We start from the raw sequence: 23,142 nt of genomic DNA, 5'->3' as shown, positions 1-23,142 counted from the left end.
GGGTGTATTCGGGGGGGGCGCGTTCATCGTGGCCGTAGAATTGATCACACCGCCCGTCGGAGGCTCGTCGGCGCCGTAGCAGAAGCGGCGTACCGTCCGCTTCAGCAGCCAGGGACGCCATATCGTTAGTCTTGGCCGAATAGGCCATTCTCGTACCGCCGGTCCTGTTCCTTAGTGGTTGCAGTTCCTGCATTCTGGTTCCTTTGAACCAATTCTTGGGAGGTTGAACTATGAAGAAAGTATTGTTTCTGACTGCGGCGCTGCTGGGAGGGCTCTTGGCCGCCGCTCCGGCCATGGCTCAGAACCCGCGCCTGGGCTACGTGCCTACGGAAGACCATCCGGTCGGACAGGCTTCGCGCTATTTTGCGAAGCTGGTGGAAGAGAAGACGGGCGGGCGCATCAAGATCGACACGTTCGGAAATGGCGTGCTCGGCAGCGAGCCCGAGATGCAGGCGTCGGTTCAGGCCGGCTTCATCGATATCATGGTTGGCCCCACGCCCAACCTGGTCGGCGTCGTTCCGCAATTCATGATCTACGATCTTCCGTTTTTCTACAAGGACTTCGCCGCGGTCGATGCCGTCATGGACGGCGCGGTCGGCGAGCAGCTGTTTGCACAGCTGAAGGAAAAGACCGGCATCGTCGGTCTGGCGTGGTGGGACAACGGCTTCCGCCACATGACCAACAAGGTTCGTCCCGTCAACACGGTGGACGATATGGCAGGGATCAACATCCGCGTCATACCCAACCCGTTGTTCATTGCGACCTGGACGGCTTTGGGAACCAATCCGACACCGCTTCCTTGGCCTGAGCTGTACAGCGCGCTCGAAAATGGCGCCGTCGATGCCCAGGAGACGCCGTACGCTCTTATCTACACCGCAAGGTTCTATGAGGTGCAGAAGTATCTGACCAAGACGGGCCATGTCTATACGCCGTTTGTTCTTCTCGCGAGCCAGAAATGGTTTGGGAGCCTCTCCGAGGAGGACAAGGCAGCCGTCATGGAAGCTGCGAAGGAATCGGCAGCCTTCCAACGGGATCTTTCTCGCAAGGAGGCAGGGAAATTGGAGGCGGAGCTCGCGGCGAAGGGCTTCGAGATTTCCCAACCCACGCCTGAAGCGCTCGCAGCCATGACCGAACGCGTTGCGCCTGTCGTGAAAGAGTACAGCGAAAAGATCGGCGTCGATCTGGTCGAGCAGGCGCGCGCCGCTATGGCGGCAGTTGCCAAGCCATAGAGGTCTTATGGCGCCGGAGCCAGGTTCGCCTGCTCCGGCGTCCATTTGCAGAAGCATCGTGCGTCCGAGTCAGTTTGAAGCCGCAAGCAGTGTGCGCGGCTTACGACACGTCGCAGACGCCAAGGTTCAACAAATTGACGATGCCCCCGCGCTCCAATCCGGCTTCCGGCATCCGGGCGCGACCGGCATCGACATCTCTCACTCTAGTTGGGGATAATCAAAATGAAGAAGACGGCACTACTCTCATCCAAACGTTTCGCTTCGACACTTCTGGCCGCGACGGCGATGGCGCTGGTGTCTGCGCCGGCCTGGGCCGACGACAACTTCGCTAACGTCTCGCAGACGGGCAGCGGCAACACTGGCTTGGTGGTCCAGGGTCCCGGCGACGAGAACGAAGTCGGCAACGCGACCGACGCGGCCAGCCAGAACGGCTCGGGTAACAACCTCGATGTCGGGCAGGCCGGCAACCGCAACCAGGTGGGTACCCGCGGCACCGGCCTCGACCAGACAGGCGACGGCAATGTGCTGGTCATCGACCAGCTTTCCGACGGCAACCGCGTCAACCAGATCAACCAGGGCAGCGCAAGCGGCTCGGGGACGCTCAACAGCGCGACCGTCACCCAGCAGACCGCTTCGGGCGAGCCGGTGGATGGGCTCTCCACCGTCACCGGCATCGCACAGACGCATGTCTCGGGTGCTGCCAACACTGTGGCGATCACCCAGACCAGCGAAGGCGCCGGCGGCAACATCATCGGCACCGGCAACGCTGACTCCGTCAGCGGCGGGGTGACGCAGACCGGCGGCGGCAACGACGCCAACCTGAGCCAGACCGGGGCAGGCAACCGCATCGGCGCCTCGCTCCAGAACGGCCAGGGCAATGCGACGGCCATGAGCCAGGACGGCGACGGCAACGCGATCGACGGGTCGCAGGTCGGCGATGGCAACACCGCGGAAGCGTCGCAGGTCGGCAACTCGAACGGCACGACCGGCTTCGGCACCTTTGTCAGCACCTCGTCCTCGGTGACGCAAGGCTTGATCAAGCAGGAAGGCAACGGCAACAGCCTGCTGCTCGACATCCTCGGTGACGGCAACCAGTTCGGCATCGACCAGTCCGGCTCGGGGAACGACGCGGTGGCTCGGGCGACCGGCAACGCCAACGAGTTCGCGGTGGGCCAGACGGGCGACGCGAATATCGGTCGGATCGCGATCGGAGACCGGGATGGCGCCAGCAACGAGAACCTGGTGGTTCTGAACCAGGACACCGGCTCCTCGTTCGGCAATGAAGCCGAGATCCTGGTCGACGGAAACGGCAATACGGTGTCGGTCGATCAGCTCGGCGCGATCGGCTACAATGAGGCGGCCGTCGACGTCCAGGGCGACGACAACGACCTGGCTGTCGACCAGAACGGCAGCAATCAGAGCGACGTGTACGTCGTCGGAAACGCCAACGACGCAACGCTGGACCAGGACGGCGCCGTCAACAGCGCGCTGCTCGAGATCATCGGGGACGACAACGAGTTCGACGTTGACCAGTCCGGCGATTACAACGAGGCGACGGCGCGGGCGACCGGCAACGCCAACGACGTCACGATGAGCCAGACGGGAGGCACCAATATCGGCCAGATCCTGGTCGGCGACCGGAACGGCGGCAGCGACGACAATGTCGTGGCTCTGAACCAGGACAGCGGCGCCTCGTTCGGCAATCAAGCCGAGATTCTCGTCGATGGAAACACCAACACGATTTCCGTCGACCAGCTCGGCGTGACCAGTCTCGATTACGGCAACAACGTGCTCGCCGACGTCTTCGGCGACACGAACCACGTCGCGGTCGACCAGGTCGGCAGGAACGAGGGCTTGGTGTCGGTGGTCGGAAACCTCAACACCGCATCGCTCGACCAGACCGGCGACTCCAACAACGGGCAGATCGAGATCCTCGGAGACAGCAACGAGCTGGCGGTGGTCCAGTCCGGCACGTTGAACGATGCGCTGGGCCTGGCGACCGGCAATGGCAACGAAGCGCTGATCAGCCAGGTTGGCAGCTTCAACACGGCCCTCATCAGCTTCCAGGGTGACACGAACGGCGCGAACGGCTTGACTGGCGCTGCGGGAGCTCTGGCCGGCAGCTCTGGCGGCCTCCTCATGGCGGGCAGGGCTCTTCAGGACTCGTCCTCGGCCCTGACGGGGAACAGCCTGACCTATGAGGTCATCGGCAATCTGAACCAGTTCGCCTTTGCTCAGATCGGTGGCGGCAACTCCATCACCGGCCTCGTCGGCAACGCCGGCGCATCCGATGGAAACCAGGTTGCCGTGTTGCAGAACGGGTCGAACAACGTGACGTCGTTCACCCAGAACGGTGGCGGCTCGAACAGCCTCTCAGTCTCGCAGTAAGCACTATCGGCCGGGCGGGAAGCCGCCCGGCCGACGTCTTCGAGCAACATTCAACCGCGTGACAGGGGTTACACGATGACATTCAAGCTGACACTTGCGACCACCACGGCGGTCGGACTTCTCATGGGGGCGGCACTCGCAGGCGAGAACGAGGCCTATATCGACCAGATCGGCGACGGTAACTCGGCCTCCATCGTCCAGGGCCAGTCGAACGGTTCAGCCGTCGGCAACAGAGCCGGACATACGACGCAGCGAATCCGGCAGGACGGCACCGACAACGAGCTGATCATCAACCAGACGCATGACTCGAACGTGAACAGCCCGCCGCGCAACCAGATCAACCGGGCAGGAGCGCCGGGCGACCAGGCGGGTCTTGGCATCGACCAGCTCGGAAACTCCAACTATCTGCGAATCGATCAGACGGGTGCCAACCAGGCCGTCTTCGAGGTGCAGCAGAATGGCGGCACGTCTGCGACGACCTCTTCCAACAACGCAACGATCACCCAGAACGGCGGCTGGTCGGCACGCGTCTCCAACTTGCGGCAGACCTTCACCGGCGGCGCCGCGGACGGTTCCAACGACGTCACCATCACCCAGACCGGCCAGTCTTCGCGCGTGGGCAACACCAGCAGCGGCCCGCGCAATGACGGCAGTGGCGCGCACCAGACCGGCTTCGGCAACCAGCTGACCGTCAACCAGACTGGCAATTCCCAGCTCGTCTACACGGCGACGCAGATCAACAGCGCCTCGAGCGGCGGCACGAACGTCGCGTCGGTGACCCAGGGCGGCGGCAATGGCAACCAGATTCGCGAGCTGAGCCAGACCAACACCGGCACCCTGCACAACACCGCGAGGCTGACCTTCTCGGGTGCCGGCAACGGGGTGACGTCCGGCGTCTTCACCGGGGTGGCGCTGGGCGTGGGGATCTCCCAGTCGCGCATTCGCCAGACCGGGGAAGGCAACGACCTGAGCTATGTCGCGACCGGCGACGGCAACCTGTTCGGCTTCGTCCAGGACGGGCTGGGTAACCGGATCGTCGGCACTGTGGACGGAAATGCCAATCAGGTCGCGGTATCGCAGGAAGGCGACGTCAACAGCGCCGAACTCGAGATCCGCGGAGACAGCAACCAGTTCGGCATTGCCCAGATTGGCGAGGCAAACGAGGCGCTGGCGTTTGCGAACGGCAACTCCAACGAACTTACACTGAGCCAGATCGGAATCGCCAATCTCGGCGAGGTCCTGATCGGATCCCGGACCGCCGGCAGCAGCGACGACAATGCGGTGGTCCTGAACCAGGACAGCCTCGCTTCGTTCGGCAATGTCGGCGAGATCGACGTCGACGGGAACGCCAACACGATTTCGCTCGACCAGCTGGGCGTGATCGGCAGCAACTACGGGACCGTCGACATTCTCGGCGACGAGAACGCCGTGGCGGTGGACCAAGACGGCAGCAATACGGGCGAGGTGTTCGTCACCGGAAACCTCAACGTCGTTTCGCTCGACCAGGAAGCCATCTCCTCCTTCGGTAATGGAGCCGGGATCCGCGTCGATGGAAACAGCAACAACCTTGTCGTCGATCAACTCGGCGCGGCCGGCTCCAACGAAGCGACAGTCGACATCCAGGGCGACCAGAACGACGTGGCGGTCGACCAGGAGGGCAGCAATACGGGCGGGATGGTCGTCACCGGAAACCTCAACGGCGCAACGCTCGCCCAGGACGGCGCCATCAACAGCGCGCTCATCGAGATCTACGGGGACGGCAACCAGTTCGACGTCGATCAGGACGGCACCTTCAACGACGCGGTGGCGCTGGCGAACGGCAATGCCAACGAGGTCACGCTGAGTCAGACAGGAGACGTGAATACCGGCTCTGTCGACATCTTCGGCGACCAGAACGATGTAGCGATCGACCAGAACGGCAGCTTCAATACGGTCAGCATGACCTTCCAGGGGGACTCGAACGGCAGTGGCAGCCTGACCGGCGCCGCGGGATTGCTGGTCAGCACGTCTGGCGGTCAACTCGTGGCGGGCAGGGCGCTTCAGGACTCGTCCTCGGCGCTGTCGGGCAACAGCCTGACCTATGACGTCGTCGGCAATCTGAACGAGTTCGCCTTCGCCCAGATCGGCGGCGGCAACACGATCGACGGGTCGGTCATGGGAACCGGCAACGAGGTCGCGATCGTCCAGGCGGGGAACAGCAACTATGCATCGTTCAGCCAGATCGGCAGCTCAAACAGCATCGGCGTCTCGCAGTAGGGTTGCCAGGCCGCCCCGCCAGTACGTCCCGTAAAAGCGCAGTGAGGCCGGGCGCAGGCGCAATAGCGATCCTGTCATGTACGTTGGGGAAAAGCGGCAGGGTGGCGGAAACGGTGCCTGGAAGTGTTTGCAAGAAACGCCGTTATGGCGGTTTTCATTCGCAAGGTGTTGGGGGAGATGAGATGATGAAGACTGCTTGTGCGGCGCTTCTGACCGCTGGCGTTGTTCTGGCTGCCGCGGGCGGTTCGGTCGCTCAGGATATGGTTTACACTCCGGTCAACCCCTCCTTCGGCGGCAGCCCGCTGAATTCGTCTCACCTGCTCGGCCTCGCCAACGCCCAGCGTACGGCCACGGCCCGTACGCCAGGCCCGGGCACGGATTCGACGGATCCGAGCGATCCGGGCTCCACCGACGCGGACCTCTTCATCCGCCAGCTCCAGAGCCGCCTGCTTTCGGGGCTCGCGAGTCAGGTTACCGAGGCGATCTTCGGTGACAATCCCCAGGACTCGGGTACGGTCCGTTTCGGTGAGACGACCGTCACCTTCGAGCGGACCGTCGATTCGATCCGGCTGATCATCACTGACCCGACCGGCGTCACCGAGATCGTGGTGCCCCTGCTGGTCGCGACAAACAACACCGTGAATTCCCTCATGCAGGGCGCTGGTGGCCTGGAGTCGGGCAACGCTCTGTCCGGCGGATTGAACACCGGCGCCCTGAGCGGCGACCTGACGTCGAGCACGTCGCTCAGCCCGGGGCTCAATTGATTTCGATGCGGGATGGATCAGTGCGAGTGCGGGCAGCGGCCTCACGGGAGGGCGACATGCCGAAAAGCCGGCGCTTTGGGACAAAGATCGCAAGGGTCGCCGTCGTAGGCGCACTCGTGTCAGTGCTTGGCGGATGCCAGGCGGTGCCGACCGAAGGCGTTCTGCAGCCTGTTTATACGCCTGTGACGAAGCAGAGCCACAGCCTGCGCACCATCCCGGCCCCCTCGAAGCGAATTACCGTCGCCGTCTACGATTTCCCCGATCTCACCGGCCAGTACAAGGAACGCGAGAACGTCCAGACCCTGTCGCGGGCTGTCACCCAGGGCGGTGCGCCCATGCTGATCAAGGCCTTGCAGGATGCTGGCGAGAAGCGCTGGTTCACCGTGCTCGACCGTGCCCGCCTTGACGACCTGCTCAAGGAACGGCAGATCGTCACCGAGATGCGGCGGCTCTACCGCAACGAGCAGCGTATCGACGCGCGGGTCCTGCCGCCGCTCGATCACGCGGGCATCATCCTCCAGGGCGGAATCACCGGTTACGACACCAACACCATGACGGGCGGCATCGGCGCGCGCTACCTGGGCATCGGCGGCGATGTGAAGTGGCAGCAGGACACTGTGACCGTCACATTGCGGGCCGTTTCGACGAACACGGGAGAGGTGCTGTCCAGCGTGGCGGTTCACAAGATGATCGCCTCCTACGCGCTGCAGGGCGGTGTATTCCGCTATGTCGCCCTGGACAAGATCCTCGAGGCTGAGGCGGGCGTCACCCAGAACGAGCCCAAGCAGATCGCCGTGCAGCAGGCCATCGAGAAGGCGGTGATGGGTATGATCATCGAGGGCGCCGAACTCGGTGTCTGGTCGTTCGAGGACCGGGATGCAGGACGCGAGCTGATAGCCGACTACCGCAACGAGAAGTATGGCACCAAGCTGACCGCGGCCGCTGAAATCGTGCCGCCGCCCAAGACACGCAACGCCGCGGACGTCGTCGAGACGACAGCCGCATGGCCGCGCGCGGCGGCTGCGCCGCGACGCACGACTCCGGCCCTGGCGGCTCCGCCGCCGGGCGCGCCCGTCCCCGTGGCTCCGCCTCCCGCAGCGCCGGACGAAACCGTCGGCTCGCTTGAGCCGGGCGTGGCCGTTCCCGAGGCTTCGCCTGCGGTCGCCGGCGCGGCGACGGCGCCAAACCCTGCCGCGACTCCGAAGGCGGCCCGGCAACGTGACTATGTGGCCTCGATAGCGCCGGTGCGTTGACGATGCTCATGGACCCTCTCAATCCGTTCTCCAACGCAAAGGGCGGCGCGGCGCTTACCCTCCTGGCGTCGGTGCACGGCGACAGCAACCAGTTCGGTGGCGTGGCGCCTCAGGCTGGTTCTGGCAGAGCGCCGTCGTGCTCCAGCAATGACCTTGTCTTCGGTCGGACCGGAGAAAGCGACGTTGCTTCAACTTTGATCGATCCCGAGGCCCGAATATTAGGCAGCACTTGCGATGATCTCCCCACATTACGAGGGGACTGTAACAATGAATCCGCATTCTGTCTTTGTTGCGGGCGTCGTCTTGGCGTCGGCGCCTGCCCAGGCCGGCAACGAACTGGTTATCCTGGCCCAGCACGGGTTGTCCAATTCGCTCATGCTCGGCGTGAGCGGCAGCCTCAATGCGGTGTCCGTTCTTCAGGCCCACCACGGTCTCGGCGCGGCGAACGTGATCGACGTCAACATCGAGAGCGATTTCAACGGCGGCCCGCTTGGCCCGTCCTTCATCGGAGCGATCCTCTCGGCTGGCTTCACGCCCGGTTCGATCACACAGAGCGGATTCGACGACCACATCATCGCCAGCGTAACCGGCAGCTACAATCTCTTCGCTTTCGCGCAGGAGGGCAGCGGCGACCGGCTTACAGCCTCGATCTCGGGCATGGCAAATCAGGCAGCCGTCACCCAATCCGGAAGAAATAACGTCGTGGGATTTTCACAGTCCGGAAACGGCAATACGGTCAGCGTCTCGCAGACATCCTGGTGACGCAACACAGGGAGCTTGTTCGCATCATGCGCAAATCTACGGCTGTTCTGGCGAGCGCTCTGGTCTTATGTTCCTCTCCGGCCTTTGCTGGCGACAATAACGTCCTGAAGATCATCCAGACCAGCCCTCCTGGCGCGCTCGAGGGAAACGTCCTGTCGTCAGACCAGTCGCGCGCCACCGGTTCGCTTGTCGCCGGCCCGACGCAGCAGATGATCGATAACGCGCTCGGCGGCACGCTTGCTGTCGGCGACCTGTACCGGATGGACCAGGCGACTGCGCCGTCCGCGCTTCAGACAGGCCAGGGCAACACCGCAACGCTGACCATCGAAGGCGATGGTGGTCAGTTGTTTCTTCTCCAGGACAATTCGGCTGGCGGGACGTTGGGCAATTCGGCTCAGTTGAGCGCATTTGGAGCCGATTCCCTTGGCGCCGTCCTGCAGCTCGGCGATGGCAACGATGCATCGCTGACCGTAGGCGGTGGCGCAACCGGTCTGATCGTGCAGAACGGCAGCGGCAATGCCAACTCACTCACCGTGGGTTCTGGTGGCAGCGGCGAGATAGTTCAGAACGGCAACGGCAACACCTTCTCCACGTCCGTGGCGGCCAACACCGCCGTGACCATCACGCAGAACGGCAACAATCTTAGCCCGGTAGGCGTGACAGGCATGCAGGTGTTCTCGACGGCGCCGGGAACAGTTTCGATCACCCAGACCGGTTTCTAGCGATGCGCGGCGCGGCTGCACTCGTCGTGGGTCTTGCCGCCGCCTGCGGTGCAGGCGGCGCGGTGGCGCAGCACGGAGGCGCCGTCGCGGTCCCCTCCATCGCCATCGTGCCCACGGGCGCCGGGGTCCAGATCACTGCATCGGCCGTCGGCCTTGGCGTTGTGGAGATCGAGGGCTCGGTTGAGATCGACCGGACGGGCGGCTCGGGCACGATGACCACGCGCCAGAACCGCACACTGAGGCTCTCCGCCGGCCAATCCCAGGACATAGCCAGGACTGCGCTGTCTCTCGCCAAGGGCGACCACATCTCCATCAGGGTTGTTCTCCGGCAGGACGGCAGGGTCGTCGGCCAGGCCGAGGTTTCGGCGGGCGAGCCCTGAGGAAGTCGCTAGCTCCCTAATTTTCGACTTTCGCGCAGCGGAGAGGGCATCATGAAGGTTGCGAGATTTTTGACCGTCGTTCTGGCCGTGGCGGGCATGTCGTTCCCGGCCACGGTGGTACGGGCGCAGTCCGTGGACCAGTTCGTTCAGGCATTCAGCGGCACCTGGCAGCTCGTTGATGCGCGCTATTCCAACCTTCCCTCAACTTGCCACATGGCGCTGGGGTCGACAGCCGATGCGAACGGCCGCTTCGCCATTAAGGGGCTGGGCTGCCGCGGCGATGCCGCTCTGGTCAGTTCCTGGGGCGTGAGCGAGGGTCAGATGGCCCTGTTCGATGCGGCCGGAGCGGTGATCGCCCGTCTTGGCGGCAACCAGCGGCGGATCAGCGGCACCAGCGTATCGGGCGCTCCGCTGATCTTCGAGAAGGTCGGTGTTGCCGGAACGGCGGCCATGCTCAAGACTGCCAAGCGGGCCGGGGGCTGCTTCTATTCGGGCTTCACCGGCAAGTGCGCGGATGCGGCACAGGCCGCGCCTCCCGCGCCGGAAGGCGCCAGCGTCCAGGTCCTGGTTAACCTGAACGTCCGCGCCGAGGCGCGCGACGACGCCGAGGTGGTCGGCGTGGTTCCGTCGCAAACCTGCGTCACGACCGAACTGTGCATGACGGCGACCGACGGCGCCTGGTGCCGCGCCAAGTTCGGGGAGAGGACCGGATGGATGCGCAAGTTGGCCTTGCGCCAGAACCGCTGGGCCATCGTCACCTTCGACAACTCTTGCCCCAAGCAGGGCGGCTAACTCTCTATGAGGTCTTTCGGTACGCGGACGTGAACATAGTAGATGCCATTTCGGATGATTGTGTTTGGTATCTTGCGCATGTCGTCCATTCCTCGACTGTATCACAGCGTGTGTGACAGTCGAGGTGGGTCAAACCCTTGGAAAATAACGCTTCAGGAAAATCAGCGGCTTAGGGGGAAATGGTGCCCAGAGGCGGATTCGAACCACCGACACGCGGATTTTCAGTCCGCTGCTCTACCAACTGAGCTATCTGGGCCTGTTCCGGCTAACGAAAACTCGCGCTCCGGATTTCATGGAAGCGCCGTGGGCGTCCCTTGAAAGCGCGTGGGTTATAGCATGGGAATCCGGCCTGTCCAGCGCCCAGATGTGGATTTCCGGCAGGAAAAGAAGTGCCGCCCGATGCGCTGGTTTCCGCGCCACGCCGCCGCTATCTGGCGCCCGCCAATCCCTTGCGAAAATCCGTAGGTGTCATGCCGGCGAGCTTCCGGAACGACTTGTTGAAGGCGCTGAGCGAACCGAAGCCCGAATCCATCGCGACCCTGAGCACATTGGCGTCCTGGTGCATGAGCAGCGCCTGCGCATAGCTCAGCCGCAACAGGTTGACATACTCGTTGAGTGTCATGCCGGTCGATTTCTTGAAGATGCTCATGGCGTATTTGGGATGGAGGTCGGCGGCCGCCGCTATGTTCATGCAATCGATGTCGTAGAGGAAATTCTCGGCGATGAAATCGCACATGCGCCCGACATTGCGCGACGACTGCTGGTCGAACGGGCTGCCCGCTTCCTGTCCAGCCGCGTTTTCCGGCACCAGCCTGTAGGGCTCGAACCGCACCCGCTCGAGCCGCAGCAACAGTTCGTTGACGGCGTGCTCGGCCTTGGCCGGGTCGCCGGAGCGGGCGTAGCGGTTCCATCGGTCGAAATTATCGTTGTCGGACTGATCGGTGGCGCTGGTCACCAGCGTGGCACCCGTCATCAGCCGGTGACGTATGTCAGCCGGCAGATGCAGCCGGAAGAAATGCACCAGCGGCAGATGCGCGCCGGCATAGATGGCGTCGTCGCTCAAATCGTCCATCTGGTGCGGCAGTCCGCCCCAGAACAGGCACATCTCACCGGCCGAAAGCGAGATTTCGTGGTCGTTCATGCGGTAGTGCACGCTGCCGCGCACGATGAAGTTCACCTCGACCTGCGCATGCCAATGCGGCTTGAGCATCACCAGGGGAGCGGTGTGGAACATCTGCAACAGCAGCGGCATTCCTTCCACGCTGCTGGCGCCAGGCTGGTAAAAGGGCCGGTCCGGCATCTTACTTTCCGCCAATTTCGTATTCCCTTTGTCGGGGACAAGCCTTCCGCGCCGCATAGTCTAGCCCGGCTCGCAGAGAGAGCAAATGAAATGGGAGGATTTCAATGCGCATCACACTGTCCTGCGCCGCGCTCGCGCTTGCCTTGGGTTCAGCCCCGGCCTTCGCGCAATCGGGCGAAATCACCATCTGGAGCTGGAACATCGCCGCCTCGTCGCTGAAGGCGACGATTGCCGGGTTCAACAAGCTGCATCCTGACATCAAGGTCACCGTCCAGGATCTCGGCAACCAGCCGACCTATGACAAATCGATCGCCGGCTGCGCCGCCGGTGGCGTCGGCCTGCCTGATGTCGTCACCATCGAGAACGGCGAGGCCGAGAATTACTGGAGCCAATTTCCCGATTGCTTTGTCGACCTGCACACGCTGGGCTACAGCGCAGAGGACCAGGCGAAATTCCCCGATTTCAAGCGCACCGAGCTCGAAGTCGGCGACAAGGCCTATGCAATGCCGTGGGATTCCGGCCCGGTCGCCGCCTTCTACCGCCGCGACTTCTACGAAAAGGCCGGCGTCGATCCGGCGTCGATCAAGACCTGGGACGATTTCATTGCCGCCGGCAAGAAGATCCAGGCCGCCAATCCCGGCGTCACGATGACCAACGCCGACTTCAACGGCGACACCGAATTCTTCCGCATGATCTCCAATGAACAGGGCTGCGGCTATTTCTCCGAGGATGGCCAGTCGATCACGGTGAACCAGCCGAAATGCATCGATACGCTGGCCAAGATCAAGGAGATGAAGGACGCCGGCGTCATCTCCTCGGCCGACTGGGGCACCAAGATCACCAACAACACCGCCGGCACCGTCGCCACCCAGGTCTATGGCGGCTGGTATGAAGGCACCATCCGCACCGAATCGGCTGGCGAAAACGGCAAATGGGGCGTCTACCTGATGCCGAGCCTTACCGCCGACGGGCCACGCGCCGCCAATCTCGGCGGGTCGTCGCTGGCCATCGCTTCCGGGTCGAAGAACAAGGAAGCGGCTTACGAGTACCTGAAATACACGCTCGAAACCAATGAGGGCCAGATCACCATGCTGAAGGAGTTCGGCCTCGTTCCCTCGCTGGTCTCGGCGCTGAACGACCCCTACGTCTCTGAAGGCCTGCCCTATTGGGGCGGCCAGGCGGTGTGGAAGGACATCCTCGCCACCCTGCCCAAGATCGTCCCCAGCCGCGGCACGCAGTTCCAGAGCGACGCCGAAATCATCATGCGTGCGGTGCAGACCAAATATCTCGCCGGCGGCTATCCCGATGCCAAGGCGGCACTCGACGATGCCGCCGGCCAGATCGCGGCGGCGACCGGACTGCCGGTCAAGTCATAACCTCCCAGACGGGGTCCGGGCGGGCATGCGCCGCCCGGACCCGACCTCGGCCCGCGGGGCTTCCTCGCGGGACGTGTGAAATGTCGCATGTCCCGACTAACCGGTTGCCGCTGCGCGCGGGACCACAGCTTGAAACGCCGACGAGAGGAGGAGGAGCACGATGCGCAACCGCAACGCCACGGCCTATCGTTTCCTCGCGCCCTATTTGCTGATCTTCTCCGTCTTCTGGGTATGGCCGATCATCTCTTCGTTCCTGATCTCGTTCCAGGCGACGCGCACCGTGCCCTGGCGCTTTGCGCCCGGCTTCAACTGGGGCCGGCTGATCGGCGATCCGGCCTTCTTCAATGCCTTGAAGAACACGCTGCTCATCCTCGTCATCCAGGTGCCGGTGATGATCGCGCTGGCCATGGTGATGGCCGTGCTTTTGAATTCGCCGCTCCTGAAGGCGAGGGGACTTTACCGCTTCGCCTTCTTCGCTCCCGTGGTGGTCGGCGAGGTCGCCTACTCCGCGGTGTTCCGGCTGATGTTCAACCTCGATTTCGGCATCATCAACAAGCTCCTGAACAGCGTCGGGCTGCCCAAGATCGACTGGTTCTCCAATGTCACGCCGGCCATGGCGCTGATCATGATCGCGGTCACCTGGCGCTGGGCCGGCTACAACGCCATCATCCTTCTGGCCGGCATGCAGTCCATCCCCGAGGACGTCTACGAGGCGGCGACGCTCGACCGGGTCAGCAAGCTCAAGCAGTTCTTCTTCATCACCTTGCCGCTGTTGAAGCCGGTCATCGTGTTCTGCACCGTGCTGTCGATCATCGGCACCATGCAGCTGTTCACCGAGCCGTTCCTGATCACCGAACGCGGCGGACCGGGCGGCGGCACCGAGACGCTCGGCCTGCTGCTCTATCGCCAGGGCTTCCGGTCGCTCAATTTCGGCTACGCCTCGGCCGTCGCCTACACCATGGCGGGGCTGGCGATCGCCATCACGCTGGTGCAACTGTGGCTGACGAGGGAACCGAAATGAGCTCGCTCGCCTCGGCCAGGCTGAAGCGCAGCCTCTTGCTGCATCTTTTCCTCACGCCACTGGCGCTGATCTGGCTGTTTCCGCTATGGATGATGGTCGTGTTCTCGACCATGCCGGACAACGGCATCTTCAGCCCCGGCATCGAGTTGCTGCCGCACGGCAATTTCGTGGACAATTTCAACAACCTGCAGCGCGACACCGACTTTGTCGGCGCGATTTTCATCTCCGTCTCGGTGGCGGTCACCTACACTTTTCTGTCGGTGCTGCTGACGTCGATGGCCGGCTGGGCGCTGGCGCGTTACCGGTTCGTCGGCAAGGGCTTGGTCGTCGCCATCATCCTGGGCACCATCACGCTTCCCTATGCGGTGGTGCTGATCCCGCAATTCATCATGGTGGCGCGCGATTTCAAGCTCGCCAATACCTGGGTGGCGCTGATCGTGCCGCCGCTGTTCAATTCGCTGGGCGTGCTGTTCATGCGCCAGAGCTTTTCCATGATGCCCGATGACCTGTTCGATGCCGCCCGCGTCGAAGGCGTGAAGGAGTGGCGCATCTTCGTCTTCATCGCGCTGCCGCTGGCGCGGCCGATGCTGGCCGCCCTTTGCATCATCCTGTTCCTGGCGTCCTGGAACAATTATCTCTGGCCGCTTTTGATCAACAGCCAGCCCGGCGCGATGACCGCACCGGTGGCGCTCGGCACGCTGATCGGCCTCACCAAAGTGTCGTGGGGCGGCATCATGGCGGGCGCGGTAATGCTGACGGTGCCGATGCTGATCGTGTTCGTGCTGCTGCAACGCCATTTCATTGCCGGCATCGCCGCCGGCGCGGTCAAGTAAGGGTAGGCATGGCAACCGTCACGCTCACGAATGTCGTCAAGCGCTTCGGCGTTTTCGAGGTCGTCCATGGCGCCAACATCGACATCAGGGATGGCGAGTTCGTCGTGTTCGTCGGCCCGTCTGGCTGCGGCAAGTCCACGCTGCTCAGGATGATCGCCGGGCTGGAGGATATCAGCGATGGCGAGATCGCCATCGGCGGCAAGGTGGTCAACGATGTCGAGCCGGCCGACCGCGGCATAGCCATGGTGTTCCAGTCCTATGCGCTCTATCCGCATATGAACGTGGAGCAGAATCTCTCCTTCGGCCTGCGTATGACCGGCAATCCGAAGGCCGACACCGACCGCAGGGTGAAACGGGCGGCCGAGATCCTGCGCATCAGCGAATTGATGGAGCGCCGTCCGAAGAAACTCTCCGGCGGCCAGCGCCAGCGCGTTGCCATCGGCCGCGCCATCGTGCGCGAGCCGCAGGTGTTCCTGTTCGACGAGCCGCTGTCCAACCTCGACGCCGAACTGCGCGTCCAGATGCGGGTCGAGATCTCGCGCCTGCACAAGGAGCTCGGCACCACCATGATCTATGTCACGCACGACCAGACCGAGGCGATGACGCTCGCCGACCGGATCGTCGTGCTGCGCGGCGGCCATGTCGAGCAGATCGGCCGCCCGCTCGATCTTTATGACAATCCCGACAATCAGTTCGTGGCCGGTTTCGTCGGCTCGCCGAAGATGAATTTCATCAAGGGCCGCGTCGTCGGCTGCGATGCGCGCGGGGTCGTGGTGGAACTCGCTGGCCAGGAGAAGACCCGCATCACGCAGCCGTTGAAGGGCGCCGCGTCCGCAATCGGCAGCAAGGTCATCGTTGGCGTGCGACCCGAACATTTTGGCAGCGCCGGAGAAGGCGACGCCGATCTTGCCGTCACCATCGATGTGGTCGAGCACCTGGGCGGTACGAGCTTTCTCTACGCCAGAACGGCCAATGGGGAGGACGTGGTGATCCAGCGCGACGCGGCCAAGGTCCCCGAGACATCAGAGATCATCGTATCCATCCGCAAATCCTACCTGTTCGACGAAAAAGGGCTGCGGCTGCGCTGATCGGCTGCCCTTTCCCATCCCGCAAGGAGAATGACAATGACTGCAACCACGCCCATCCGCTGGGGCATTCTCGGCCCGGGCAGCATCGCCAAGGCCTTCGCCGGCGGCGTCGCCGGCTCCCGCAACGGAAAGCTGGTCGCCATCGGTGCGCGCGATCCGGGCAAGCCGAGTTTGGCGCAGAGCTTTCCCGGCGCGCGCATTCTCGAGGGCTACGAAGCGTTGCTCACTGACGCGGAAATCGACGCGATCTACATTTCGGTCCCGCACCCGGGCCACGCGCAATGGGCGATCCGGGCGGCGGACGCGGGAAAGCATGTGCTGTGCGAAAAGCCGCTGGCGCTGACCGCCTTCGAGGCCGACGCCATGATGCATGCGGCGCGCAAGGCCGGCACCTTTCTCGGCGAGGCCTTCATGTACCGGCTGCACCCGCAGACGCTGAAGCTGGTGGAACTGATCAAATCCGGCGTCATCGGCGAGATCAGGATGATCAAGTCGAGCTTCGGTTTTGCCATGCCTGATTTCATGCCGCAGCACCGGCTTTATGCCAACGACCTCGCCGGCGGTGGCATCCTGGACGTCGGCGGCTATCCCGTCTCGATGGCGCGGCTGATTGCCGGCGCCGCGGCCGGCAAGCCGTTCCTCGAGCCGGACAAGGTGACCGGCGTTGCCCATCTTGGCCAGTCCGGCGTCGACGAATGGGCCTCCGCGCTGCTGCATTTCCCAGGCGGCATCGTCGCCGAGGTCTCCTGCAGCATCTCCCTCAACCAGGACAATGTGCTCAGGATTTTCGGCACCAGGGGCCGCATCGAAGTGCCGGATTTCTGGTTCGCCGGCGGCGACCGCGATGTCGGCCTCGGCCGGATCGATGTGATCGGCGCGGACGGCGTGCGCGAAACCATCAGCGTGAACGAAAAGCGTCACGTCTATTCCTTCGAAGTCGACGCCGCCGGGGACGCCATCCTTGCCGGCCGGCAGGAGTTCGCCTGGCCGGGCATGGCCTGGGCCGACAGCCTCGGCACCTTGCGCGTGCTCGACAGATGGCGCGCGGCTGTGGGGTTGGAGTACGAGATCGAAAAGGCCTCGCGACGCACCAACACCATCGCCGACCGGCCCTTGCGATCCGGCGGCACGGCGATCGCCAAACGCGCCATTCCGGGCCTGTCGAAGCCGGCCTCGATCGTGGCGCTCGGTTTCGAGGATTTCCGCACTTTCTCCTCGGGTTCGATCCTGCTCGATGCCTTCTTCGAGGCTGGCGGCAATCTGTTCGACACCGGCTATGTCTATGGCGGCGGCTACACCGAGACGCTGCTTGGGCAATGGCTGAAGAACCGTGGCGTGCGTGAGCAGTCGGTGGTCATCGCCAAGGGGGCACATTCGCCGCTTTGCTATCCCGACGTGATCGGCAAGCAGCTCGTCCAGTCGCTCGACCGTCTGCAGACCGACCATGTCGATATCTATTTCATGCATCGCGACAATCCGGACGTGCCCGTCGGAGAATTCGTCGATGCGATGGACCGCGAGGTCAAGGCAGGCCGCATCCGTGGCCCGTTCGGCGGCTCGAACTGGACGATGCAGCGCATGGACGAGGCGATCGCCTATGCCGAGCGCACCGGCAAGCAAAAGCCCGGCGCGCTCTCCAACAACTTCTCGCTGGCTGAAATGCTGGAGCCGATCTGGGCCGGTTGCGTGACCTCCTCCACCGATGACTGGAAGGCCTGGCTGACCGCCCGGCAGATGCCGAATTTCGCCTGGTCGAGCCAAGGGCGCGGCTTCTTCACCGAACGCGCCGGGCGCGACCGGCGCGACAATGAAGAACTGGTGCGGGTCTGGTACTCGGAGCGCAATTTCGGCCGCCGCGACCGGGCGATCGAACTTGCCGCGCGGCTGGGCAAGAGCCCGATCCATATTGCGCTCGCCTATGTGCTCAACCAGCCTTTCCCATCGGTGCCGTTGATCGGCCCGCGCACGCTGGGCGAACTGGACGACAGCTTGCGCGCCCTCGACATCGCGCTTTCACCTGCCGATCTCCAATGGCTGGACGGCGGCAGCCGGCAAGCGGCGTAGTGCATGTCATGCAAGGCTGCGCTGGACGGCGACGGGGTCAGGTCTCGTCGTCGGACACCCTGATGTCGCGCCTGGCCGGAACCCTCATGCTGGCATACATGCCGGTGGTGCGGAACTGGCCCGGGCTAATGCCGTAACAGCGGCGGAAGACCTTCGAGAAATAGTTCGCGTCCTCGAAGCCGCACAGGATGGCGACTTCCTTCACGGGCAGGAAGTCAGCCTTGGTCAAAAGCTTGGCGGCGCGTTGCAGCCGCTGCTGCAGTACGAACTCCGCGGGCGGGATGCCTTCGCTCTCGGCGAAGCAGCGCGAGAAGTGCGCCCGGCTGAGGCCGCTGATCTGGACGAGGTCCGCTACCGGCAGCGGCCTGTCGAGATTGGCGTTGATGTGGTCGATGACCGGCTGCATGGCGCTCTGCTTCTCCGCAAAGGCGTGCGAGCCGAAGACATCGTCGTAGAGCGCCATCGCCGCCTCATAGGCGATCGCTGAAGCCGCCCCCGGCGCAGCGGCCCCGTTGATGAGACGCAGGCTGCAATCGGCGAGATGATCGATCGTCTCCGGCTGCAGCCGGAACACCGGACCCGAGACGTCGAGGATCGATTTGTGGATGCGCAGCGCCTCCTCGCCATTCATCGAGATCCAGAAATATTCCCAGCGCTCGTCCTTGGCCAGCCAGTAGCGGTGGTTGTGCGGCACCAGCACCAGCAGCGTGTCGTTCTGCTGCAGGCGATAGTCGCGGTTCTCATAGCGAAGCCGGCCGCTTCCGTTGATCGTGTGCTGGAGCACGGTGAATGGCGTCTGGCCGCGCTTGCGCCCGTCCCAATCATAGATTTCGCCTTCGCGCACTTCGTAGCCGGTGCTCGTCGGCATGGCATGCAGGCGCTGGCGACCGCGCGGCAGCGAGATCGTGCGCATCGACTGTCCGTTGGCGATCAGATCCCGCAGCACAAAATTACCCTTGAAAGCATAATCCTTCTCTGGCCGCGCTCGCGAATAAGCGCATAATCCATCCCCGAAGAACGTGAAGAACCCGCGGTCGAGGAGCGGGCGGGAGGAGAAAAGCCGGAATTCGGCTCGATTGGCACGCGCGCCTTGGCGTGTGGCCATATCCTCCCTTGCTGCTCCTTGCCTAGCATCCGATCGGATCGAGGTGAAGGTGATGAGTTTCAAAATCGCTATTATCGGCGCCGGCAGCGTCGGCTTCACCAAGAAACTGTTCACCGACATACTGTGCGTGCCGGAATTCAAGGGTATCGAATTCGCGCTGACCGATGTCAGCGAGCACAATCTCCAGATGATCAAGGCGATCCTCGACCGGATCGTCGAGGCCAACAAATTGCCGACCAAGGTGACGGCGACGACAGACCGCCGCAAGGCGCTCGAGGGCGCTCGTTATGTCATCAGCTGTGTGCGGGTCGGTGGCCTCGAAGCCTATGCCGACGATATCAGGATCCCCTTGAAATACGGCATCGACCAATGCGTCGGCGACACGATCTGCGCCGGCGGCATCCTCTATGGCCAGCGCAACATCCCGGTGATCCTCGATTTCTGCAAGGATATACGCGAGGTCGCCGAGACCGATGCGAAATTCCTCAACTATGCCAACCCGATGGCGATGAACACCTGGGCGGCGATCGAGTACGGCAAGGTCGACACGGTCGGGCTGTGCCACGGCGTCCAGCACGGCGCCGAGCAGATCGCCGAGGTGCTGGGCGCGAAGTCGCCTCGGGAGCTCGACTATGTCTGTTCCGGCATAAACCACCAGACCTGGTTCATCGAGTTGCGCCTGAACGGTCGCGAAATCGGCAAGGACGAGCTGGTCGCCGCCTTCGAGGCGCATCCGGTCTATTCCAGGCAGGAGAAACTGCGCATAGACGTGTTGAAGCGCTTCGGCGTTTATTCGACCGAAAGCAACGGCCATTTGTCCGAGTATCTTCCCTGGTACCGCAAGCGCCCGGACGAGATCACCCGCTGGATCGACATGTCCGACTGGATCCATGGCGAGACGGGCGGCTATCTCCGTTATTCCACCGAGACCCGCAACTGGTTCGAGACGGAATATCCGCAATTCCTCGAAGCGGCGTCGAAGCCGATCGATCCGTCAAAACGCTCCAACGAGCATGCCAGCCACATCTTGGAGGCGCTGGAGACCAACCGCGTCTATCGCGGCCACTTCAACGTCAAGAATGACGGTGTCATCACCAATTTGCCGCAGGACGCCATCGTCGAATCGCCCGGCTTCGTCGACCGCTTCGGCATCAACATGTCGGCCGGCATCACCTTGCCGGAAGCATGTGCCGCGACCTGCATATCCTCGATCAATGTCCAGCGCATGTCGGTGCATGCCGCCATATCCGGCGACATCGACCTGCTCAAGCTTGCCGTGCTGCATGACCCGCTGGTTGGTGCGGTATCGACACCGGAGGAGGTCTGGCAGATGGTCGACGAAATGGTCGTCGCCCAAGCGGCCTGGCTGCCGCAATTTGCGCATGCGGTTCCGGCGGCAAAAGAGAGGTTGTCGAAATCCAGGGTCAAGACCCGCGAATGGGCGGGCGCCGCTTGGCGCAGCGTCCGCTCGATCGAGGAGTTGCGCGCCGAAAAGGCCGCGCTGAAGCAGGCCGGCTGAAAACCCAGGTGGCGGCGACGGGCCTGCGGGAGACAGGTCCGCCGCGGTCGCCGTCCGGGCAGAAGACGAGCAGCAGCAAAACAAAACGTCCGAACACGAGGGAGGAGACAATGAGGAACCTACGCAGCATTGGCATGGTCGCGGGACTGGCGCTGGGCGTTTCCGTCCCGGCGCTTAACGCTTTCGCCTCCGAGCCGACGGTCCCGCCGGTACCGGCGGCGTTTCCGGCCGAAGGCAAGATCACTTATGTGCCGCGCGACTCCATCCTGGAGTTCAAGGCGCTGCCCGACTATCACGAGCCGGACTGGGTGACCGAGAAATACGTCAAGGCCGGCAAGCTGCCGCCGGTGAAAGACAGGCTGCCGAAGGAGCCCTTGGTTTTCAAGACGGGCAACATGCCTGATGGCATCGGCGTCTACGGCGATACAATGCGCCACGTTATCGGCGGGCGGCCGGAAGGCTGGAACTACGGCGCCGGTCAGACGCAGGGATGGGGCGGCATCGATATCGGCCTGTCCGAATGCCTGACGCGCACCGCGCCGCTGTTCCAGGTCGAGGCCAAGGACACCGAACCGCTGCCCAACCTCGCCAAAAGCTGGGACTGGTCGGCGGATGGCCACAAGCTCACCATGCACCTCGTCGAGGGTGCCAAATGGTCCGACGGCGCGCCCTTCAACTCAGACGACGTCATGTTCTACTGGGACGACGAGGTCGTCGATCCCAATGTCTCGCCGCTCAATGGTGCCACCCAGGAAACGTTCGGCGTCGGCACCACGCTCAAGAAGGTCGACGACTACACCGTCGAGTGGACCTTCAAGGAAGCCTTCCCGAAACAGTATCTCTACGCGATGGCCTACGGCACTTTCTGTCCTGGCCCCGCGCACATATCGAAGCCGCAGCATCCGAAATATTCGAAGAACACCTACGACCAGTTCAAGAACGCCTTCCCGCCGGAATATATGAACATGCCGGTCATGGGCGCCTGGGTGCCGGTTGAATACCGGCCAGACGACATCATCGTCATGCGCCGCAATCCCTATTATTGGAAGGTCGATGAGAAGGGCAATCAGCTGCCCTACCTCAACGAATTACATTACAAGCTGTCCACCTGGGCCGACCGCGATGTCCAGGCGGTGGCCGGCTCGGGCGATTTCTCCAATCTGGAGCAGCCGGAGAACTTCGTCGCCTCGCTGAAGCGGGCCGCGGAGGCGAATGCGCCTGCACGCCTGGCGTTCGGTCCACGGCTGATCGGCTATAATCTGCGCCTCAATTTTTCCGCTAATGGCTGGGGCAACCCGGACGAGCGCGGTCAGGCGATTCGCGAGCTGAACCGCAATGAGGATTTCCGCAAGGCCGTTACCATGGCGCTCGACCGCAAGGCGCTTGGCAACTCCCTGGTCAAGGGGCCGTTCACCGCCATCTACCCCGGCGGCTTGTCCTCCGGCACCAGCTTCTATGACCGCAAGTCGACGGTCTACTATCCCTTCGACCTCGAGGGCGCTAAGGCCGAACTCGCCAAGGCCGGACTCAAGGATACCGATGGCGACGGTTTCGTGAACTTCCCGGCCGGCACGGCCGGCGGCAAGAATGTCGAGATCGTCATGCTGGTCAACAATGACTACGGCACCGACAAGAGCCTCGCCGAAGGCGTTGTCGCCCAGATGGAGAAGCTCGGGCTGCGGATCGTGCTCAACGGTCTCAACGGCACCCAGCGCGATGCCTCGCAATATTCCGGGCGCTTCGACTGGCTGATCCGGCGCAACGACCAGGAGTTGACCTCCGTCGTGCAGAACACCGTGCAGCTCGCTCCCGTCGGCCCCAAGACCAGCTGGGATCACCGCGCACCTGAAAGCGGCGAGGTCGACCTGATGCCTTTCGAGAAGGACCTCGTCGACATCGTCAACAAATTTGTCACGTCTGAGGACAATGACCAGCGCGCCGCCCTGATGAGAGACTTCCAGAAGATTTCGACGGAGCACGTCTACAATGTCGGCCTGACGGAATATCCCGGTGCGCTGATCGTCAATAAGCGCTTCTCCAACGTTCCAAAGGGCACGCCGATCTACATGTTCAACTGGGCAGAGGATTCGATCATTCGAGAACGGGTCTTCGTGGCGGCCGACAAGCAGGCGAAATACGAATTGTTCCCGGAAGAGCTGCCCGGCAAGCCTGGAGACAAGGGCCCGATGTAAGTTTACCTCCCCTGACTGAGACCTCCGGCCGCGCCGCTGGCGCGGCCGGACAAAGGCAACCTCCGAACGCACCAAAAAGACGCGATCGGCAAGACGAG

General features: G+C 63.2%; 18 protein-coding genes and 1 tRNA gene. 16 read left to right on the top strand and 3 right to left on the bottom strand.

Annotation, left to right across the window (positions count from 1 at the left end; all coding sequences use genetic code 11):
• Nucleotides 1–230: 230 nt before the first annotated feature.
• The 9 genes from FJ986_RS29465 (at nt 231) to FJ986_RS29425 (ending at nt 10,546) form a co-directional block, all read left to right on the top strand.
• Entirely contained in the window at nt 231–1,229 is a 999-nt protein-coding gene (locus FJ986_RS29465; protein WP_140676769.1) for a TRAP transporter substrate-binding protein, read from the top strand.
• Nucleotides 1,230–1,451: 222 nt separating this feature from the next.
• Nucleotides 1,452–3,617, top strand: a complete 2,166-nt coding sequence (locus tag FJ986_RS29460) for a hypothetical protein (protein ID WP_140676766.1) — start codon at nt 1,452–1,454, stop codon at nt 3,615–3,617.
• Nucleotides 3,618–3,692: 75 nt separating this feature from the next.
• Entirely contained in the window at nt 3,693–5,873 is a 2,181-nt protein-coding gene (locus FJ986_RS29455; protein ID WP_140676763.1) for a hypothetical protein, read from the top strand.
• A 182-nt stretch (nt 5,874–6,055) separates the two neighbouring features.
• Nucleotides 6,056–6,637 (top strand): curli assembly protein CsgF, encoded by a 582-nt coding sequence (locus tag FJ986_RS29450; RefSeq protein ID WP_210239494.1) that lies wholly within the window; start codon nt 6,056–6,058, stop codon nt 6,635–6,637.
• Nucleotides 6,638–6,693: 56 nt separating this feature from the next.
• Nucleotides 6,694–7,890: a CsgG/HfaB family protein gene (locus tag FJ986_RS29445; protein WP_181181937.1), complete on the top strand. Its 1,197-nt coding sequence runs from the start codon at nt 6,694–6,696 to the stop codon at nt 7,888–7,890.
• Nucleotides 7,891–8,157: 267 nt separating this feature from the next.
• A complete protein-coding gene (locus tag FJ986_RS29440) occupies nt 8,158–8,652 on the top strand; it encodes a hypothetical protein (RefSeq protein ID WP_181181936.1) in 495 nt (164 codons plus the stop codon).
• Between the two features lie 26 nt (nt 8,653–8,678).
• Nucleotides 8,679–9,374: a hypothetical protein gene (locus FJ986_RS29435; RefSeq protein WP_140525781.1), complete on the top strand. Its 696-nt coding sequence runs from the start codon at nt 8,679–8,681 to the stop codon at nt 9,372–9,374.
• Nucleotides 9,375–9,376: 2 nt separating this feature from the next.
• Nucleotides 9,377–9,754: a curli-like amyloid fiber formation chaperone CsgH gene (csgH, locus tag FJ986_RS29430; RefSeq protein WP_140501008.1), complete on the top strand. Its 378-nt coding sequence runs from the start codon at nt 9,377–9,379 to the stop codon at nt 9,752–9,754.
• 51 nt (nt 9,755–9,805) lie between these two features.
• Nucleotides 9,806–10,546, top strand: coding sequence for an AprI/Inh family metalloprotease inhibitor (locus tag FJ986_RS29425; RefSeq protein WP_140525780.1), 741 nt, complete (start codon nt 9,806–9,808; stop codon nt 10,544–10,546).
• Nucleotides 10,547–10,726: 180 nt separating this feature from the next.
• On the opposite strand, the gene FJ986_RS29420 is transcribed toward FJ986_RS29425, so the two are convergent.
• Nucleotides 10,727–10,802: transfer RNA gene (locus tag FJ986_RS29420), tRNA-Phe, on the bottom strand.
• Between the two features lie 171 nt (nt 10,803–10,973).
• Nucleotides 10,974–11,846 (bottom strand): helix-turn-helix domain-containing protein, encoded by an 873-nt coding sequence (locus FJ986_RS29415; protein WP_140567748.1) that lies wholly within the window; start codon nt 11,844–11,846, stop codon nt 10,974–10,976.
• A gap of 104 nt (nt 11,847–11,950) precedes the next feature.
• Between FJ986_RS29415 and FJ986_RS29410 the strand changes: the two genes are divergently transcribed.
• From FJ986_RS29410 to FJ986_RS29390, 5 genes are all read left to right on the top strand, one after another.
• Nucleotides 11,951–13,222, top strand: a complete 1,272-nt coding sequence (locus FJ986_RS29410; protein WP_140567750.1) for an extracellular solute-binding protein — start codon at nt 11,951–11,953, stop codon at nt 13,220–13,222.
• Between the two features lie 160 nt (nt 13,223–13,382).
• Nucleotides 13,383–14,243, top strand: coding sequence for a sugar ABC transporter permease (locus tag FJ986_RS29405; RefSeq protein ID WP_140501017.1), 861 nt, complete (start codon nt 13,383–13,385; stop codon nt 14,241–14,243).
• Nucleotides 14,240–15,076 (top strand): carbohydrate ABC transporter permease, encoded by an 837-nt coding sequence (locus tag FJ986_RS29400; RefSeq protein WP_140513329.1) that lies wholly within the window; start codon nt 14,240–14,242, stop codon nt 15,074–15,076. The genes FJ986_RS29405 and FJ986_RS29400 overlap by 4 nt, the downstream gene beginning before the upstream one ends.
• An 8-nt stretch (nt 15,077–15,084) precedes the next feature.
• Nucleotides 15,085–16,164, top strand: coding sequence for a sn-glycerol-3-phosphate ABC transporter ATP-binding protein UgpC (ugpC, locus tag FJ986_RS29395; RefSeq protein ID WP_140501021.1), 1,080 nt, complete (start codon nt 15,085–15,087; stop codon nt 16,162–16,164).
• Between the two features lie 36 nt (nt 16,165–16,200).
• Nucleotides 16,201–18,228 (top strand): aldo/keto reductase, encoded by a 2,028-nt coding sequence (locus tag FJ986_RS29390; protein ID WP_140676754.1) that lies wholly within the window; start codon nt 16,201–16,203, stop codon nt 18,226–18,228.
• A gap of 37 nt (nt 18,229–18,265) precedes the next feature.
• Here FJ986_RS29390 and FJ986_RS29385 read toward each other — a convergent pair whose 3' ends face one another.
• Nucleotides 18,266–19,141, bottom strand: coding sequence for an AraC family transcriptional regulator (locus FJ986_RS29385; RefSeq protein ID WP_140501110.1), 876 nt, complete (start codon nt 19,139–19,141; stop codon nt 18,266–18,268).
• A 244-nt stretch (nt 19,142–19,385) separates the two neighbouring features.
• On the opposite strand from FJ986_RS29385, the gene FJ986_RS29380 reads away from it, so the two are divergent.
• A complete protein-coding gene (locus tag FJ986_RS29380) occupies nt 19,386–20,852 on the top strand; it encodes an alpha-glucosidase/alpha-galactosidase (protein ID WP_140676752.1) in 1,467 nt (488 codons plus the stop codon).
• Nucleotides 20,853–20,962: 110 nt separating this feature from the next.
• Nucleotides 20,963–23,044: an ABC transporter substrate-binding protein gene (locus FJ986_RS29375; protein WP_140676749.1), complete on the top strand. Its 2,082-nt coding sequence runs from the start codon at nt 20,963–20,965 to the stop codon at nt 23,042–23,044.
• Nucleotides 23,045–23,142: the final 98 nt, after the last annotated feature.

The sequence above is a fragment of the Mesorhizobium sp. B1-1-1 genome (genome assembly GCF_006442955.1).
In the GTDB taxonomy this organism is placed as follows: domain Bacteria; phylum Pseudomonadota; class Alphaproteobacteria; order Rhizobiales; family Rhizobiaceae; genus Mesorhizobium.
The sequence above is the reverse complement of the archived record's forward strand: the minus strand, read 5'-3'. Positions and strand labels throughout refer to the sequence as shown.

Bases quoted from the DNA above. Each gene is read 5' to 3' on its own strand.
- FJ986_RS29390 (WP_140676754.1), top strand. From the start codon at position 16,201: ATGACTGCAACCACGCCCATCCGCTGGGGCATTCTCGGCCCGGGCAGC.
- csgH (WP_140501008.1), top strand. From the start codon at position 9,377: ATGCGCGGCGCGGCTGCACTCGTCGTGGGTCTTGCCGCCGCCTGCGGT.
- FJ986_RS29440 (WP_181181936.1), top strand. From the start codon at position 8,158: ATGAATCCGCATTCTGTCTTTGTTGCGGGCGTCGTCTTGGCGTCGGCG.
- FJ986_RS29405 (WP_140501017.1), top strand. From the start codon at position 13,383: ATGCGCAACCGCAACGCCACGGCCTATCGTTTCCTCGCGCCCTATTTG.
- FJ986_RS29385 (WP_140501110.1), bottom strand. From the start codon at position 19,141: ATGCGCACGATCTCGCTGCCGCGCGGTCGCCAGCGCCTGCATGCCATG.
- FJ986_RS29455 (WP_140676763.1), top strand. From the start codon at position 3,693: ATGACATTCAAGCTGACACTTGCGACCACCACGGCGGTCGGACTTCTC.
- FJ986_RS29415 (WP_140567748.1), bottom strand. From the start codon at position 11,846: ATGCCGGACCGGCCCTTTTACCAGCCTGGCGCCAGCAGCGTGGAAGGA.
- FJ986_RS29410 (WP_140567750.1), top strand. From the start codon at position 11,951: ATGCGCATCACACTGTCCTGCGCCGCGCTCGCGCTTGCCTTGGGTTCA.
- FJ986_RS29425 (WP_140525780.1), top strand. From the start codon at position 9,806: ATGAAGGTTGCGAGATTTTTGACCGTCGTTCTGGCCGTGGCGGGCATG.
- FJ986_RS29375 (WP_140676749.1), top strand. From the start codon at position 20,963: ATGAGGAACCTACGCAGCATTGGCATGGTCGCGGGACTGGCGCTGGGC.
- FJ986_RS29380 (WP_140676752.1), top strand. From the start codon at position 19,386: ATGAGTTTCAAAATCGCTATTATCGGCGCCGGCAGCGTCGGCTTCACC.
- FJ986_RS29450 (WP_210239494.1), top strand. From the start codon at position 6,056: ATGATGAAGACTGCTTGTGCGGCGCTTCTGACCGCTGGCGTTGTTCTG.
- FJ986_RS29400 (WP_140513329.1), top strand. From the start codon at position 14,240: ATGAGCTCGCTCGCCTCGGCCAGGCTGAAGCGCAGCCTCTTGCTGCAT.
- FJ986_RS29435 (WP_140525781.1), top strand. From the start codon at position 8,679: ATGCGCAAATCTACGGCTGTTCTGGCGAGCGCTCTGGTCTTATGTTCC.
- FJ986_RS29460 (WP_140676766.1), top strand. From the start codon at position 1,452: ATGAAGAAGACGGCACTACTCTCATCCAAACGTTTCGCTTCGACACTT.
- ugpC (WP_140501021.1), top strand. From the start codon at position 15,085: ATGGCAACCGTCACGCTCACGAATGTCGTCAAGCGCTTCGGCGTTTTC.
- FJ986_RS29465 (WP_140676769.1), top strand. From the start codon at position 231: ATGAAGAAAGTATTGTTTCTGACTGCGGCGCTGCTGGGAGGGCTCTTG.
- FJ986_RS29445 (WP_181181937.1), top strand. From the start codon at position 6,694: ATGCCGAAAAGCCGGCGCTTTGGGACAAAGATCGCAAGGGTCGCCGTC.